This is a genomic window from Micrococcales bacterium (assembly GCA_016703125.1).
GTDB lineage: Bacteria > Actinomycetota > Actinomycetes > S36-B12 > UBA10799 > JADKAV01.
Window position 1 is genome coordinate 161815 of the sequence record JADJCR010000006.1, and the last position, 12677, is coordinate 174491.

Sequence of the window (12677 nt, forward strand, 5' to 3'; positions counted from 1 at the left end):
CGATGACGACGAGGTGGTGGTCCGCTATGGACGAGGCAGTCGCTGACGGTCCACGTCCCGGTGCCGTCCCGGCCATGCATCGCGCCATCGACACCGCAGTGCAGCGGCGCTGGGCGCTCGGCGTATGGCTGATCGGGGTCGTGTGCCTGCTGGCGATGGTCATGCCTGCCGGCACACCGGCACATGTGATCCTTCTTCATGCCTCCAACGCCACGGCCGTGCTCGTGATGCTGTGGGCCGCGGTCAGGATGCCGCCGGGTGCGAGGGCCGTCTGGTGGAGCCTGTGTGTGTACGTCTTGCTGACCGCGTCCGGTGACGTCGTGTACGACGTGTACCAGTACCACTGGGACATGGAGCCGTTCCCCAGCGCCGCGGACGGGCTGTACTTCGCGTCCTACCTGGCACTCATCACGGCACTGGTCATCCTGGTCCATCGACGGCAATCGGGGCACAACCGGGAGACGTGGATTGACACCGCCGTCATGACGCTCGCCGCGGCGTGCTTGGTGGCCACCGTGGTCGTCGTGCCGATGCTGAACGACAGCGGGGTATACGATCTGTCCACGGCCATGGCCGTCGCCTACCCCCTGCTCGACGTGGTCGCGCTTTCGGTGATGATCCGCCTGCTGATCGACGTGGAGCGCATGAATCTGGCGCTGAGCCTGGTGGCTGTCGCGATCGCCTTGACGCTGACAGCGGACCTGGTCTTCCAGAGCCTCGTCGCGCAGGGCGTGGTGGAGTCCGCCCCATCCTGGGTGGACGTCTTGTACTTGGCATCCAACCTGCTGATCGCCGCAGCTGCCACGGCCCGGGGAGCCGCTGGCATCGCCAGGCGCGCCCGGAGCACACATCGCACCAAGGCCCGTCTCATCGGTCTGGCGGTGGCTGCGTTGACGGCACCGTCACTGCTCGCCTACTCGGTGTGGAGCGAGGTCGGATCGGGGGCGCGCCTGCTGGCTGTGGCATCCATCGCCGTCATCCTGCTGATCCTGTGGGGGTCGTTGATTCTGATCTCGATGGTCGAGCAGCAATCCGCCCTGCTGTCGGACCTGGCGCGCAGGGATGGGCTCACCGGCCTGCCCAACCGGCGTACCTGGGACTTCGCCCTCGGTCGTGCTGCCGATCGCAGTGCGGAGCAAGGCATACCGCTGACCGTGGCAATGCTCGACCTCGACCACTTCAAGGCATACAACGACCGCCACGGGCACCCCGAGGGCGACAACTTGTTGATTGCCTGCGCCCCGGTATGGGCCGCATGCCTGGCACCACCTGCACTGCTCGCCCGCTATGGCGGTGAGGAGTTCGCGGCTCTCATGCCTGGATTTCAGCTGGACGACGCACGACCTGTGCTTGACCGCCTGCGCGCGGCGACTCCGGTCGGCCAGACCGTCTCCATCGGGTGTGCCGAACGTGCACCCGACGAGCCCATCGTCCAGACCCTCCAGCGCGCCGATCAGGCGCTGTACACGGCGAAGTCCAGCGGCCGCGACCGCGTTGTGGCACACCAGCCCGATCGGCTGGAGGTGGAGGCCTAGCGCGCAACGTGGACGCCTCCTCCAGCGCGCCCGGTCTACAACTTGGCCAGCCCGCCGACGAGCAGGAACAGCCCTATCAACGCCAGCACGACCGCGGCCACTGCGGCGTTGTTCCGCTGCAGCCACTCACGTGCGGTGCTCAGCCGCTCCAGAGTGCCGTCGCCACCCACGAGGAACACGACCAGCGGTGCCACCACACTGGCAGCACCCACGCCGACGAACACGACGATGGCGCCTGCGGAGCCGGCGATCCCCACATCGCTGGTCCCCACCGCCAGCCCGGCGGCAAGGGCCATCAGAAGTTCCTTGGGGTTGGCCGCCGACATCAGCACGCCGAACCTGACGGCCTCCCGCGGCCCGGCGTCCATGATCGCCGCCAGCCAGCGGGGAGTTGACTGCGCACCCCGACCCGACCACATCTTCACGGCCATCAGCACCAGCACCGCGCCCAGCGCGACCCGTAGCCAAGCCGCCCACCCGCGGGTCTGCTCCTGGTCATCGATCAGCCCCGCGAGCAGCGCGAAGACCACCGTCGCCGCCGTGACGCCCAGCACCCAGGTCACGACGTACGTCACCGACGTCGGGCGCGGACGCGGCGTGAACAGGAAGACGACGGCCATGATGACGGGCAACGGCGACGCGAACACCCCGATAGCGAAGGGCAGGATCTCCATGATCAAAGTCGCCACCCGGCCATTGTGGGGCGCCAGTCCCACCCAGTCCTGCCAAGCGTCCGCGGCGTAGGGTCTGTGACACAGCACCGGAGGAGGACACAGTGCGCGCCATCGTCCAAGACCGCTACGGCCCCTACCGCGAGGTGCTCGGCGTCCGGGAGGTCCCGCGACCGGCCGTCGGCAGCGGGCATGTGCTCGTGCGGGTGCGGGCCACCTCGGTGCACGCCGACGTGTGGCATGCAGTCAACGGGATCCCGTACGTCCTGCGGCTCATGGGGGCAGGAGTCCGGGCACCCAGGCAAACCGTGCCCGGCACGGACCTGGCCGGCGAGGTGGTCCAGGTAGGCGCCGGGGTGGGCCGGGTGGCGCCCGGCGACCGGGTCTTCGGCGAGGTCACTGGCAACAACCAGTGGAGCAACGCCGGGACGTTCGCCGAGTACGCGGCCGTCGACGCATCCCTGCTGGCGCCGATCCCGGACCACCTGTCATTCCAGGAGGCAGCGGCCGTTCCCACCGCCGCCCTCATCGCCCTGATGAACCTGCGCGACCAGGGCCGGGTCAGCGCCGGTCAGCGGGTCCTGGTCAACGGAGCAGGCGGCGCGGTCGGGGTGTGGGCTGTGCAACTCGCGAAGGTGTTCGGTGCGGAGGTCACCGCCGTCGATGCCCCCAAGAAACTCGACCTGCTGCGCGAACTCGGTGCCGATCACGTCATCGACTACACGGAGCAGGACTTCACCGGCATGGGCGTTCGCTACGACATGGTGTTCGACATCGTGTCGCAGGCTTCGTTCCGGCAGGTCCGGCGAGCGCTGGAGCCGGATGGCACCTTCGTGTTCATCGGTCACGACCATTACGGCCGCTCGGGTCACCGCGTGCTCGGCAGCCTGGGGCGGGTGCTGCCGCTCATGGCCGCTTCCCCGGTCGTGAAGCAACTTCCCGGCATCCGCAGCGGCCACTCCCGGGATGAGAACTGGGCAACCCTCGTCGACCTCCTGGCCCACCACAGGATCCGCCCGGTGGTCGACGAGCGGGTCTTCGCCTTGGAACGGGCCGTTGATGCCCTCGACTACCTGGCCACGGGGGCAGCGAAGGGCCGCGTGATCCTCACTGTGTGAGCACTGGCCGCGACGTTTCCGCCGGGTTGGAGAACACACGTATGTTGTCCAACGCGGTGAACGAACTCCAACGCCGCCGATCGCGTGCGCCCGTCGACAGCTCAGGTCGCGGGCACGTACCGCAGCGCCACAGCTCCTGAGTCGTAGTCCAGCCTGCCCACCGGCTTCAGATCCACACGCTTCGACAGCCCGGCGAACAAGGACGGACCATGCCCCACAAGCACGGGATGCACCACGAACTCGTACTCATCGATCAACCCCATTTCCGCCAATGCCATCGGCAGCATCACCCCGCCCACGTACAGTCCCTCACCGGGCTCCCGCTTGAGATCGACGATGGCACTGCGCAGGTCGCCTCGGATGAGTTCGGCGTTCCAGTCGACGCTGTTCAAGGTGCTCGACACGACGTACTTCTTCGCGGCGTCGATCGTACGGGCGAAGGGGTCCGTCCATGTCGGCATTGGACTCTGCTGCGGGAGGCGCCAAGCCTGCTCCATCATCTGGTAGGTCACCCTGCCGAAGATCAGCGCGTCGGCCTGCACGAGCTTCTCCATCGCACGGACGTGCAACTGCTCATCGGGGATGACCGTGCGGTGGTCACAGCATCCGTCGAGGGTGATGTTGATGGAGTACCGAAGGGGCCGCATGCCGGGAGCCTACGCTGGGTGCCGCCCTGTGGGCTTAGTACATGCAGCGACGAATCAAGCCGACGCGCTCAGCGGCTGCGGGCAGCCCGGACCACCTCGCGGATGGCGCGGGTCACCAGCCGTGGTTGCTCGAGCTGGATGTAGTGCCCGCTCTTGGTCGCGACCACGTGGCGGGCGCCCGGGACGAGTTCGGCCAGCATGTCCTGGGAGTCCTGGAACGCGCGCTCCAGTTCAGCGACGGGCCAGTCAGGTGGGAACCCGAACGGGTTCGGAAGATCCCGGGAGTGGGACAGAACCACGACCGGCATCCGCCGCAGCGGGGTGTCCGCCTGCGCCTGCTGTACCTGTGCGGCGCTGGTCTCGAGGCTGAGTCGCTCAAGTGCTGAGTAGTCCTCGAGGCCGGGCGGCGGCCCGGGGTTCAGCACAGCGGCCAAGTACTGCTCGGGCGTCAGGAAGTCCTTGTACGCGGCGACGAAGTCCTCGTTCTGGGCATCGACCGACACCAGGCCGGCAGTTGCGCGTGGATAGGTGGTCGCGTAGAGGCGGGCGACCATACCGCCGTACGAATGCCCGACCAGCACGTATGGTCCTGGCACATCGGCGGAGCGCAGCAGCGTGCGCAGATCGCCGACGATGTCACGCGCGCTGCGCGGCATCGCGACCGGGTCGCTGCGACTGCGCCGGTTGGGCAGCAGGTACGTGCCTGGGCGGTCGTACGTGCACACGCGGGTGAACCGGGCGACCGCGGGGAACACCGCTCGACCCGGCCCGAGGGGCGCCATGCTCCAGATCGCTCCGAGGTCACCGGTGCCAGCCTCCAGCACCACCGTGGGGCTCCCAGTGCCGCGGCAGCGCAGGAACATCTTGCGCCCACCCGGGATCACGACCCGTTTGGCGAAGGCACCGACCTTGTGGCCGTGCAGGGTCGTCGTTGCCACGGCCTCACCGGCGCGCAGTTCGGCGGCTGCCGGCGCCACCAGTCCGCCTGTCACGATTGCGCACGCCAGCAACGCCGATCCGGCCATTGTGGGCATCCCGCGCCCGGTCACCTCTCCGACCCTTCACTCGGTGACGCAGCCAGCGCCTGGTCGGGGGCGAGTGCGGTGGTGAGCGCCTTCTGCCCGTCCTTCGTGACCTGCACGATGAGCGCCCGGAGGTGATGCTTGCTCATCGCCTCACGCGCGACCTTCTCGATCGGCGCAACCATGCGGGGTCGGCGGTGGCTGCCTGCGAACTTGCCGAGGACGTGGGACTGGTGCTGCCCGAGCACGCGACCAGCAGTGCTGACCCTGCTGCGACGAGCACGGCCATGGCGCTCTGCCTTCCGACTTCGTGAAGCCGCCACGGCATCTCCAATCCGTCGCGAGAGTTGCCACGCAGCCCTCAGGGGGCCACAGTAGTCACCCCGCGCAGGAGGTCGCTACGGTCCTTGTCCTGTGCCACGATGACCGAATGGTCACCCGCGGCGTCCTGAGCGCGCTTGTCGCTCTGACGGTGGGCGCGGGGCTCGTGGCAGGACCCGCCCTTGGTGAGGCGGACCTCTCCGTGACCCGTAGTGCCCAGAAGTTCACCCCGGTGATCCAGAAGGTGCAGGCACAGCCACGCTGGTTCGAGGGCGACGACGGACGCGTCCATCTTCAGTACGAAGTCCTGCTGATGAATGCCAGCCCGCTGGCCGTTGAGGTGAACTCGGTCGAGGTGCTCGACGGCGGCGGCCACCTTGTGCGGCGGCTGTCCGGAAAGGCACTGGAATCCGCGATGGGATGGGCGGACGCCACGACCACTCGGATGCTGGAGTCACACGCAGTCGTGCCGGTCTGGATCGATCTGACGTTTCGCAGGCGCAGTTCGCTTCCCACACGCGTGAAGCAGCGCCTTACGGTGTCCCTTCCGGAGGGTCTGCCTGTGGGCCCCAAGGTGACGGACACCTCGAAGAGCGTCGAGGTCGCACCAAATGCGGCGAGGGTCATCGCACCGCCGCTGCGCGGGAAGAGGTGGGTAGCGATCGTCGGCGGCCACCGGCGGGCCTTGCAGCCGGTCAACGGCCGTCTGGAACTGGGTCAGCGATTCGCCGTCGACTTCTCGGCCCAACTCGATCGCAGCGGCGTCTCGGGGCGCGGCAACCCCTCGCGCAACTCCAGTTACTTCAACTACGGTCAGCCCCTCCTGGCCGTCGGTGACGGGACGGTCGTGGCGGCCGTCGATCGCTATCCCGACCAGATCCCGAATGCTCCGGAACCCGTCAGCTTGGCGGCGGCAGACGGCAACCACGTGATCATCAGACTCGCTCGCGGCGTGTACGCGGCGTATGCCCACATCAAGCCGGGGACAGTGCGGGTGCGTCCCGGCCAACGGATCAAGGCGGGGCAGGTCCTGGGAAGGCTCGGGAACTCCGGTGCCACGACCGGCCCCCACCTGCATTTCCAGTTGATGAGTCGGCCGTCCCTGCTCGACGCGGATGGGTTGCCGTTCGTCGTGCACCGGTTCCGTTTCGACGGACGGGCACCTTCTCTGGAGGCGTTCATCGACGCCGACCGGGAGGGTACGCCGGTACTGTTCGATCGATCAGGGGCGGGCGATCGCCGTGATCAGGGCTTCACCGGACTCGACGTCGTGTCCTTCCGCTGACAAGCCCGGCCTGACCCGCGGACCGCTAGCCGGAAGATGCGAAAGGCCGCTGGTCCGGCGTGCACACCGAGCCCGGCTGCGGCGTGATCAGATCCACCAGATACTCCACGCGCGCCCGCTCGACGCACTCGCTCAAATCCTGATAGCTGACGTGGCCGTAGCCGTCATGTGTGAGCAACACGGCATTACCCAGACGGCGCTGGGCACGCACCGCGTTGTGGTAGGGCGTATTGGGGTCGTACCGGGTGCCGATCAGCAGGATGGGGTTCTTGGTCGAGGCGTTCCACGGCCCGCGGTAGTTGTCCTGTCCGGCAACCGGCCATGCAGCGCAGGGCGCCCAGAGCCACCAGCCGTTCACCCTGCCCTGCATGTGGCTGATCCGGTTGAGGCGTCCGATCACCTGCGGCCACGCCCCCAACCCCTTGCTCGCCGGGGCATCGGCGCACTGGATCGCCGCGGACGTTGACGCGCCTGCCCAGCCTGCAGGAGTGAGGAACGGGCTGGCTCCGATGTGGAGGGCTGACGCGTCGCCGCTCAGCGCCGCGCTCAGCGCCGCCGCGTTCGCAGGCCACAGGGCCGGATTGCGCAGCGGTTCGAACTGCGACAGCAACAGGTCGCCCTCACTCAGAACCCCGGGCGGGCTGGCGTCGGGGGCCGGAACCGGTGAGCGCCGTGCCCGCTGGAACAGTCGGTGCACGAGCTTCGCAGGCGGGCGGGCCCTACCTGCGAGCGCACAGCGGTCAGGACCGGCTCGCCGACACAGGTCGAGGAACTTCGCGAAGACCTCATCGGCTCCGCTCACACTGCTCGCGGCACGCGCCTCCGCGTTGCGGACGTACGGCACGGGGTCGACAATGCCGTCGAGCAGCATCGCCCTGACCCTCCCCGGATACATGTTGGCGTAGGTCTGCCCCAAGAAGGTGCCGTAGGAAAGTCCCACGTAGGTCAGTTCACGATCGCCGACTAGGCCACGGAGGTGGTCGAGATCACGCGCGGTGTCCGCAGTCGAGATGTGGGGCAGCAGCCAACCACTGACCTGTCCGCACCGGCGCGCCAGCGAGGCGGTCTTGCGCCGGAACGACCGGGACTGCGCCGTGGTCGTGGGGATGGAAACACCTGCCCAGAACCTCGCCGCGCTCCTCTCGTTGCGGAAGCAGCGCACCGGCGTGCTGGCGTTGGTGCCGCGGGGATCCCAGCTGACCACGTCGAACCGGCCATCCCCCCAGCCGTCCAGATCGTCGCCCGCGCCCTTCACCAGTCCGACGCCCGAACTCCCCGGCCCACCCGGGTTGATGAACATCGAGCCGAGTCGCTGGTCGGGACGGCTGGCGAGATGGCGGATTACCTTCAGGCTGATCGTGCGTCCACGGGGCCGATCCCAGTCCAGCGGAACGCGAATCCGGGCGCATTCAAGTCGCTCCCCGCAACTGCGCCAAGTGATGGACATCGCTGGAGACGGCGAGTCCGGCACGCTGCCGGCCGCAACACCACCGATCAGAGTCGCGGCCACCAGCGCCACCGCCAGAACGGAGGCAAGGCCAAGCCGCCACCGAACAAGGGACGTCGGCCGCACTGTGGTCATGAGGAGCATCCCTTCACAGCGGATCCCCCACACTACCCGCGCGGCGACACCGCGGATAGTCTCCGGAACCCGGCCCTACTGCACCACGACAGTGGGCTTGCTCCCCGCTGGACCGAAGACCGCCAGGTAGGACCCTGCCGGCGCCTCGGTGGTCGCCGTGGCTCCCGCACCGGACTCCAGCAGCGACAACTTCTCGTCGTAGAGTTTCCACTCGCCTTGGCCGGAGACGGTCACGTTCGAGTCACTGGGGACCCGGCGCCACTCGACATGACCTTCTGCGCCGACGGTGACCGCATTGCTGCCGGCGGAGAGGCTGGTCACAGTCGCAGCCGATTGCAGGAGGCTGCTGCTGAACCTCAGGTACTCCTGCCCGTCATGCTGTGAGAACTCGAAGTCGTACATGTCCCGCCCCGTCATCAGCGGAACCTCGACGAACATCGATCCGAAGCTGTCGCTGGCCATGGCATCGAACGGCACCGAGTCGACGAGCGCCCCCCGGGCCAGGAGGTAGCCGGACAGGCCTGGAATGTCTGCGATCTCGACGGAAGGCGGACCGCCGAAGCTCCAGAAGATCGAACTCGGATCCTCGTTGGCCAGCAGCCACTGGCTGCCCACACGATTGCGCCAGACCGGCGACAACGATCCCCCCGGCCGCACGCGCTGGCCGATGGTCGCCTGGGCGCGGAACGTCCCCGTTCCCCCGATCGCGCGTGACACAAGGTAGGTGCGATCCCAGGCCTTGACCAACCTGATCGACTGACCCGGGTTCTTCGTGGCCCAGAAGGCTCCCCCGGCCCGTCGCACGTACCGACCTGGTTGACGCTCCCACGTGCCGTCGGACAGCAGCGAGAACCGTAACGATCGACCCTTGCCCTCGGTCACCTTGACGGCCACGTTCTGCGCCAGGTACATCCCGGTTACCCGCTTGACCTGCTTCGGTGTCGGCTTGTCCTTGGCGGGCTTGTCGGTGGAGATCGGCTTGGGCATCTGCTTGACCGCACCGGTTTCGACCAGGGCATTGAGCAGTACGGTCGCCCCGATGGTCTCTGCACTGCCCGAACTGAAGGTCAGTCCGGCGCCCTCGACAACCACCGCCAGCCCGTGGTCCGGCGCGACCATGAAGGCGGCGTGGTACTGGACCAGATCGCCGCCCTTGGTCCAGCCGCGGACCCCGACGGACTTCAGCGCGGGGTCCTCGACGGAGTCCCAACCGAGCCCGTAGCGGAAGGCACTCGGCGGCGCGGCCCGCAGGGTCGTGGTCGTCTGATCGGTGCCCATCTGCTGCACAGCGGAACTCGACAGGATGCGCTTGCCCCCGACGACACCGTCTCCGGTGAAGATCATGGCCAGCCGGGCCATGTCGTCAGAGGTGGACAGCATGCCGCCCGCAGCAAGGATGTTGGGGACCTGGAGCGGATCGACCTTCCCCTTCTGGATGACCGGAGCGACATTGCGGGGCAGCGGCGTCGAGGTCAGATAGACCGAGTTCTCCATGCCCAACGGTTTCAGGATGTTCTTGGCGACGTAGTCCGCGTACGGCACGCCGGAGACCCGCTCCACCACCAGTCCCGCCAGCGTGAAGCAGTCGTTGCAGTACACGTTCATGGCACCCGGTGTGGTCTTCAACCGTGAATCCCGCAGGCCGCGCAGGACTCGGTCGACGTAGGAACCTACGGGCTTGTAGGTGACCCCGTCGGCATAGTCCGTGCCGGGCAGCCCGGCGGAATGGTTGAGCAGCATCCGGACGGTGATCTGCCGGTACTGCGGCGACGCCATGCTGAAGTCCGGGATATAGCGGACCACAGGTGCGTCGAGGGAGACCTTACCGGCGTCGACCAACTGCATGACGGCGATCGCGGTGACCGTCTTGCCCACGGATCCGACCCCGTACATGGCTTTGGGAGAGGGTTTCTTGCCGGCGGTGTTGCCGCGCCCGAAGGTCTGGCGCCACACCACCTTGCCGTTGGCGACCAGCGCCACCGACGCCGAGGTTGCGCTCGTCTGCTTGAGCGCGGACCGGACCGCCTTGCGGCCCTCCTTGATCGTCGTGGTGAACGTCGGAGCCGGTTGCTTGCTCGCGGTTTCCGAGGCCTGGACGGCGGGCACGCCGCCAAGGACCGTCGCGGTGGCGACGGTGGCCAGCAGGATCTTGGTGATGCGCATTTCGTCAGCCCCTCACGTCACGCAGGGCTGCGTGCACGAGATCGACCCTAAGCGACGCAGGGTGGTGATGCCCGGTCTGGCCGCGATCAGGACCACAGGCTCGGTCCATTGTCGGTGCCTGGCGCGACAAGCCGCAAGACAGTCTCGGCCACCAGCGCCGAGGCATCGTCGAGCGACAGGCCGGCCTGACGCAACGTGTTCAGCGTGACCGGGTGCGTGAGTCCGAATACCGCGCTGCGCACACGATCGTCGGCCAGCGCCGGACCCAGGACCCGCGTGTACAACGCACCGACCGCCTCCCAGAAGTTCGCTTGCCCGTCGCGCAGCGCCTGGTTGTCCATCTCGTACCGGAAGACCTCGAACCACGGCGTGCTGCGGTCGTAGAACGCGAACACCTCCCGGACCAGGCGCCGCACCCGCGGGGCATGCCCGGACTCGGTCCACTCGCGGTCGTCGGGAATCCGGATGTCCTCGGTCAGGCGCGACACCACAACGCGAGCGAGTTCCTCGGCCGTTCCGAAATGATTCAGGATCGTCGCGGGCGACACATCGGCCCGGCGGGCGACAGTCTGCAGGCTCGTGGCACCGATACCGCGCTCGCGGTAACTGGCCAGGGCTGCGTCCACGATTCGCTCGCGGGTGCCTGCGGCCCGGGCAGCCCGCACCGTCATCGAATACGGCCTCCGCGCCATCCCTCTCCCCTACTAATTGACTGAATGGTCTATTGACTGAATATTGCGTTCATCGTAATGTCGGGGACGCCGGCCGTCAAACCACTGGAGGCTCCGATGTCACAGCTCGTACCGACCCGGGTGGGCACGCTGCGAGTGGACGTGCAGGACGCTGGCGACCACCTTCCGGCCGCCCTGCTCTGGCACAGCCTGTTCGTCGACGAACGCAGTTGGGAGCGCGTCGTCCCCTACCTTTCGCGGGACCGGCGGCTCATCAATGTGAGGGGACCCGGCCATGGCGGGAGCGGCGACGCCGGCCATCGCTACTCGATACTGGACTGCGCCGAGGCCGCGCTGGAGATCCTCGACATGATCGGTGTCCAGGGCCCTGTTGACTGGGTCGGCAACGCGTGGGGAGGCCACGTCGGGATCGTGTTCGCGGCGAGCCATCCGGACCGGATCCGAACCCTGGTCACGGCCGGGACCCCGGTCCACCCGTACCCGCTGTCCGGCAGGTTGAGCACCCAAGCGATGGTTGCCGTCTACTGGCTCCTCGGCCCCGTCGGTTACCTCACCAACGCTGTGGTCGAGGCCCTGCTCTCCGAATCGACCCGTGCCGAGGACACGCCCGCTGCCGACCTCGTCCGGGACTCGTTCATGCGCGCTGATCGACATGGCATGGCCAATGCCGTGGTCTCCATCTCCCTCAGACGACCCGACCTCACTCCCCTGCTTCCCGAGGTGCAGGTGCCCACTCTGTTCATCACCGGTTCGGACCACCCGGACTGGTCACCGGAGCAGGTGCGGGCGGCCGCGGCCCTGCTCCCGCGCGGATCCAGCCACGTGATCGACCGTGCCGCGTATCTCGTGCCGCTAGAAGCACCCGCCGAGTTCAGCGGCTGCGTGCGCGAGTTCTGGGCAATCCATCCTGCAGGAGCCGCCCGCGTCGACTGAGCGGGGGCTAGTCGAGGGACCAGAACCGAACCCCGTACGCATCGAAACCCCATGTCGTACGTGGCCACCACCTCCATCTCGTTGGTGCGCATGACCGCCGCGTGCAGCGCGTCCCGCACGGATCCGCCGTGCTCGCGCAGGAGGTCCAGGCACCTGTCGGTGTCGGCGAGGGTGACGGGCAGGACCTCGGCGCAGAGCTGGACCATCAGGGCATACACCGTGCCGGCTACCTCCGGCAGGCCAAGCCGGTGGTAGCGGTGCAAGATCTCCTGCAGAACCTCCGTGCTGGTCACCGCGTGGATCTCGCCGCGCTGGACGCGGCCCAGGAACCGCAGGCAAGGATCCTTGTGCGGATGAGGCGCCCCGGCCGCGTACATAGGGATGTTCGAATCGACGAAGACCTTCATCCGTACCGCGCGTCGATCTCGGCGACCATCTGCTCGATGTCCGCGGTGGGTGCGTTGATCCCTGCCAGCGTGGCCACGGGGTCCGCGTCGGCGATGCGCTGTGCTAGCGCGGCCTCGATGGCACTTCTCACGAACTCCCCCTTGGAGACACGTTCACGCGCTGCGGCCTGAGCCAGTGCCAGATCCAGCTCCTCTGGGATGAGGACCTGCAATCTGTGGCTCATATGCTCATGTTAGTCAGTGTGTAGTGACTGGGTCCAGGGCCGTGAATGCGCTGCCTCGGCGGACAATGGCGGTACAT

Annotated in this window: 12 protein-coding genes and 1 pseudogene; 4 read left to right on the forward strand and 9 right to left on the reverse strand. The window is 67.7% G+C overall.

Going from position 1 to position 12677, the window contains the following annotated elements; translation table 11 throughout:
• The first annotated feature begins 26 nt into the window (after window positions 1-26).
• On the forward strand, window positions 27-1535 hold the full coding sequence (locus IPG68_11500) for a GGDEF domain-containing protein (GenBank protein ID MBK6763843.1): 1509 nt from the start codon (window positions 27-29) through the stop codon (window positions 1533-1535).
• Window positions 1536-1570: 35 nt separating this feature from the next.
• Here the strand turns inward: IPG68_11500 and IPG68_11505 are convergent, their stop codons facing one another.
• Window positions 1571-2224, reverse strand: a complete 654-nt coding sequence (locus IPG68_11505; protein ID MBK6763844.1) for a GAP family protein — start codon at window positions 2222-2224, stop codon at window positions 1571-1573.
• Window positions 2225-2310: 86 nt separating this feature from the next.
• On the opposite strand from IPG68_11505, the gene IPG68_11510 reads away from it, so the two are divergent.
• On the forward strand, window positions 2311-3324 hold the full coding sequence (locus IPG68_11510) for an NAD(P)-dependent alcohol dehydrogenase (GenBank protein ID MBK6763845.1): 1014 nt from the start codon (window positions 2311-2313) through the stop codon (window positions 3322-3324).
• A gap of 101 nt (window positions 3325-3425) precedes the next feature.
• Here IPG68_11510 and IPG68_11515 read toward each other — a convergent pair whose 3' ends face one another.
• The 3 genes from IPG68_11515 to IPG68_11525 all read right to left on the reverse strand — a co-directional run bounded on the left by IPG68_11515 (window position 3426) and on the right by IPG68_11525 (window position 5241).
• Window positions 3426-3971: a dihydrofolate reductase family protein gene (locus IPG68_11515; GenBank protein MBK6763846.1), complete on the reverse strand. Its 546-nt coding sequence runs from the start codon at window positions 3969-3971 to the stop codon at window positions 3426-3428.
• 68 nt (window positions 3972-4039) lie between these two features.
• The gene (locus IPG68_11520) at window positions 4040-5020 is read right to left on the reverse strand and encodes an alpha/beta hydrolase (protein MBK6763847.1); all 981 of its coding nucleotides are present in this window, start codon (window positions 5018-5020) and stop codon (window positions 4040-4042) included.
• A complete protein-coding gene (locus tag IPG68_11525) occupies window positions 5017-5241 on the reverse strand; it encodes a hypothetical protein (protein MBK6763848.1) in 225 nt (74 codons plus the stop codon). The genes IPG68_11520 and IPG68_11525 overlap by 4 nt, the downstream gene beginning before the upstream one ends.
• 182 nt (window positions 5242-5423) lie before the next feature.
• Here IPG68_11525 and IPG68_11530 point away from each other — a divergent pair, with 182 nt between their 5' ends.
• Window positions 5424-6599: a M23 family metallopeptidase gene (locus tag IPG68_11530; protein MBK6763849.1), complete on the forward strand. Its 1176-nt coding sequence runs from the start codon at window positions 5424-5426 to the stop codon at window positions 6597-6599.
• A 25-nt stretch (window positions 6600-6624) separates the two neighbouring features.
• Here the strand turns inward: IPG68_11530 and IPG68_11535 are convergent, their stop codons facing one another.
• The 3 genes from IPG68_11535 to IPG68_11545 form a co-directional block, all read right to left on the reverse strand.
• Complete coding sequence (locus IPG68_11535; protein ID MBK6763850.1) at window positions 6625-8109, reverse strand: alpha/beta fold hydrolase; 1485 nt, start codon at window positions 8107-8109, stop codon at window positions 6625-6627.
• Window positions 8110-8256: 147 nt separating this feature from the next.
• On the reverse strand, window positions 8257-10344 hold the full coding sequence (locus tag IPG68_11540; protein MBK6763851.1) for a beta-lactamase family protein: 2088 nt from the start codon (window positions 10342-10344) through the stop codon (window positions 8257-8259).
• Window positions 10345-10430: 86 nt separating this feature from the next.
• Window positions 10431-11036, reverse strand: a complete 606-nt coding sequence (locus tag IPG68_11545) for a TetR/AcrR family transcriptional regulator (GenBank protein MBK6763852.1) — start codon at window positions 11034-11036, stop codon at window positions 10431-10433.
• A 96-nt stretch (window positions 11037-11132) separates the two neighbouring features.
• Here IPG68_11545 and IPG68_11550 point away from each other — a divergent pair, with 96 nt between their 5' ends.
• Window positions 11133-11969, forward strand: a complete 837-nt coding sequence (locus IPG68_11550; GenBank protein MBK6763853.1) for an alpha/beta fold hydrolase — start codon at window positions 11133-11135, stop codon at window positions 11967-11969.
• Window positions 11970-12010: 41 nt separating this feature from the next.
• On the opposite strand, the pseudogene IPG68_11555 reads toward IPG68_11550, so the two are convergent.
• A pseudogene (locus tag IPG68_11555) lies at window positions 12011-12376 on the reverse strand (type II toxin-antitoxin system VapC family toxin).
• On the reverse strand, window positions 12373-12600 hold the full coding sequence (locus IPG68_11560; GenBank protein ID MBK6763854.1) for a ribbon-helix-helix protein, CopG family: 228 nt from the start codon (window positions 12598-12600) through the stop codon (window positions 12373-12375). Before IPG68_11560 ends, IPG68_11555 begins: the two are co-directional and overlap by 4 nt.
• Window positions 12601-12677: the final 77 nt, after the last annotated feature.

Bases quoted from the DNA above. Each gene is read 5' to 3' on its own strand.
- IPG68_11545 (MBK6763852.1), bottom strand. From the start codon at position 11,036: ATGGCGCGGAGGCCGTATTCGATGACGGTGCGGGCTGCCCGGGCCGCA.
- IPG68_11530 (MBK6763849.1), top strand. From the start codon at position 5,424: ATGGTCACCCGCGGCGTCCTGAGCGCGCTTGTCGCTCTGACGGTGGGC.
- IPG68_11500 (MBK6763843.1), top strand. From the start codon at position 27: ATGGACGAGGCAGTCGCTGACGGTCCACGTCCCGGTGCCGTCCCGGCC.
- IPG68_11515 (MBK6763846.1), bottom strand. From the start codon at position 3,971: ATGCGGCCCCTTCGGTACTCCATCAACATCACCCTCGACGGATGCTGT.
- IPG68_11540 (MBK6763851.1), bottom strand. From the start codon at position 10,344: ATGCGCATCACCAAGATCCTGCTGGCCACCGTCGCCACCGCGACGGTC.
- IPG68_11560 (MBK6763854.1), bottom strand. From the start codon at position 12,600: ATGAGCCACAGATTGCAGGTCCTCATCCCAGAGGAGCTGGATCTGGCA.
- IPG68_11550 (MBK6763853.1), top strand. From the start codon at position 11,133: ATGTCACAGCTCGTACCGACCCGGGTGGGCACGCTGCGAGTGGACGTG.